The sequence below is a fragment of the Paenibacillus sp. FSL L8-0644 genome (genome assembly GCF_038008165.1).
GTDB classification, from domain to species: Bacteria; Bacillota; Bacilli; order Paenibacillales; family Paenibacillaceae; genus Paenibacillus; species Paenibacillus polymyxa_D.
In genome coordinates, this window is sequence record NZ_JBBOYN010000004.1 from 1 (window position 1) to 3,252 (window position 3,252).

Annotated in this window: 1 protein-coding gene; it reads right to left on the reverse strand. The window is 59.4% G+C overall.

Annotation, left to right across the window (positions count from 1 at the left end):
* Positions 1 to 3,252: amino acid adenylation domain-containing protein (locus NSS94_RS26165; RefSeq protein ID WP_341040530.1), on the reverse strand; the 3,252-nt coding region annotated here is incomplete at both ends.

Consider the following 3,252-nt stretch of genomic DNA (forward strand, 5'->3'; position numbering starts at 1 on the left):
AGGAGCCGCTTCCGGCTGCGCCGGGTTGAACGCGCCGATAATTTGTTCTTTTTCCTCTGCCGTCAGCAAGTCCAGCTCGGCAATCTTCGCATCTGGACGGCTTACGATCGTTTCGAGCAGCTGCTCGTAATGTTTCGCCAGCCGTTCGATCGTCTCCCTTTTGTAGAGAGCCGTCGCATATTCGAAGCTGTAATCCAAGCCGCCGTTCTCCTCGCCCACATCCAAGCTGATATCAAACTTCGCGGTATCTAATACGCTCGGATAAGGAATCAGGCGAAGCCCTTCCAGCTCAAATTCCTCGTTTTCCGTATTCTGCATCGTAAACAGCGTGTCGAAGAGCGGATTGCGGCTTAAATCACGGGTGACTTGCACCTTGTCCACCAATTCTTCGAACGGATAGTTTTGATGCTCGAAGGCATGGAGGGTCGTTTCTTTGACTTCGTTCAGGTATGACAGGAATGTCTTTTCCGAAGCCGGATAACTGCGGATAGCCAGCGTGTTTAAGAAAATCCCGATCAACGGCTGCACATCTCCATGATTCCTTCCGGCAATCGGCGTACCGACGATCACGTCTTCCTGACCTGAATATTTATGCAGAAGGACGTTATACGCCGCAAGCAGCACCATAAACAGCGTCGTGCCCGTTTCCGAGGCCAGCTGCTTCAGGCCGTCGGTTTTCGAAGCGTCGAAGGAAAACTCCAGCGTTTGGCCTTCGTAGCTCTGCACGGCCGGACGCGGATAGTCGGCCGGCATTTCCAGCACCGGCAGCTCGCCTTGGAACATGTCCAGCCAGTACGCCTCCTGACGCTGAAGCCGTTCTTTCTGCTCCTGCGAATGCTGCCAAACGGTGTAGTCTTTGTACTGAATGCGCAGAGGCTCCAATTGCTCGCCGCCGTACAAGCGGACGAATTCTTCAACAAAGATTTCCATCGAGACGCCATCGGAAATAATATGATGCATGTCGTACATTAGAATATGACGTTCCGGAGCCAGCTCGACAAGGCCTACCCTCAGCAGCGGAGGCTTCGCCAAGTCAAACGGACGGACGAAACGGCGAACCATCTCTTCGGCCTCTTGCTCATCCACTCGATAGAACTCCACGGCAAAATTCACGTCCTGGTAAATCCGCTGCGATGCTTCGCCATCCACCATTTCGAACCCGGTGCGCAGCGTTTCATGCCGCGCCACGAGCTTACGGAACGCTTCTTCGAACCTTGCCCGGTCCAAAGCCCCCTCCAGCAGCATCGCTTCCGGCATGTTGTAGCTAAGCTCCGCGCCTTCCAGTTGATTCAGGATAAAGAGACGTTTTTGAGCAAAAGATTGCGGGTACACCTCTCGGTCATCCGCCACCGGAATGGCAACGAATGTCTGCTCATCCAGCCGGGAAATGGCGGCGGCCATGCTCTCAATGGTGGAATGGCGGAACACGTCGCGCAGCGGCAGATCCACGCTCAATTCTTTATGAATCTTGCTGACCAGCGTCGTCGCCCGCAGGGAGTGACCACCGATGTCGAAGAAGTTGTCGTGAACGCCAATCTCCTTCGCAAGCCCCAGCACCTCCTGCCAAATCGCCGCCAGCTTTGTTTCCAGCTCATTGCGCGGTGCGACGTACTCCGTTCCGCTTCCCGCTTCCCCTTCCGGCGCCGGCAGCGCCTTCCGGTCAATTTTTCCGTTCGGCGTCAGAGGCAGGCGCTCCATCTCCACGAAGTACGACGGGATCATGTAGCCCGGCAGCTCCTGCGCCAGCGCGCCGCGCAGATCGTTCACTGCCAGCTCCGCTCCGGTATCCGGTGTGTAATACGCGCATAGCGCCTTCTGCCCGTTCGCGTCACTTCGAACCAGCACCACCGCTTCGCGCACGCCTTCCACCCGCAGCAGCTGCGACTCGATCTCGCCCGTCTCGATCCGGTACCCCCGAATTTTCGCCTGGTTGTCGATCCGGCCGATGAAGTCCACGTTGCCGTCCTCCATCCACCGCGCCAAGTCTCCCGTGCGGTACAACCGCTCGCCCGCGGCGAACGGGCTGTCTACGAACTTCTCTTCTGTCAGCCCCGGACGGTTCAAGTACCCGCGCGCCACTCCGACTCCGCCGATAACCAGCTCGCCCAGCACCCCGACCGGCACCGGATTCAGGTGCGCATCCACGATGTAGAATTTCGCATTCAGCCACGCTCTGCCGATCGGCACATGGCCTGTCTGCGGCAGCTTCGCCAATTCCTCGTCGTAGAAGCTGGAGTCGATCGCCGCTTCCGTCACGCCGTAAGCATTGATGATCCGGAACAACGAGCCGAAGCGTTCCTGCAAGATCCGGTAATCCGCCACACTGCAGCTGTCCGAGCTCGTGATCAACAGCTCCATCCAGCTCATATCCAGTTGCTGCTCGTGCACGTACTCCAGGAACGGCACGATCAGCGCCGGCGTCGATTCGAAGATGGTGACCCGTTCCCGCTCCATCCAGTGGTGCAGACGAGACGGATCGATCCGGTCGTCCTTCGGCACAATCACCATCGTGCCTCCGTTGTACAGCGTCCGCGCGATATCTCCCACGAACACGTCGAACGAGAAGCTTGCGAACTGCAGCAGCCGCACCGGGAACTGATCCAACCGGTATTCCCGCTGGTAGCCCGCCGCCGTGTTCACCAGGCTGCGGTGCTCGATCATCACGCCCTTCGGCTTGCCCGTCGTTCCCGACGTATAGATCACGTACGCCAGATCCTCCGGACGGGCTTCATGGAAGCTGTCGGTGCCAACATTCTGATGGCTCTCATCGCCGTCGTCCACAGTATCCGTCAGCTTGCCGGAGACTATGCCCGAGCCAATCGGCGCATTCGCCCGCTCCTCGCTGTACGACGCTTCGTCGTCCAGGTACAGCACCGCCGCCAGCGCCAGCTCCTCTTCGTCAAGCCAGGCTTCAGCACGCTCTCGCAGCGCCGTTTGCGTCAGCAGCACCTTCGCTCCGCTGTCTTCGAGCATGAACCGCACGCGCTCCGCCGGATAATCCGGGTCGAGCGGCACATACGCCCCGCCCGCTTTCCAGACGGCCAGCACGGCCACCAGCACGGCCACCGAACGCTCGGCGAGAATGCCGACGATCGTCTCCCGGCCGATGCCGTTTGCGCGCAGCGTAGCCGCCAAGCGGTTCGCCCGCTCGTTCAGCTCCGCATACGTCAGCCGGTCGTTCTCGTACACGACGGCCGCCTCTTCCGGCGTGCGCTCCGCCTGTTCCTCAAACAGCCGGTGGAACGCGGCCGC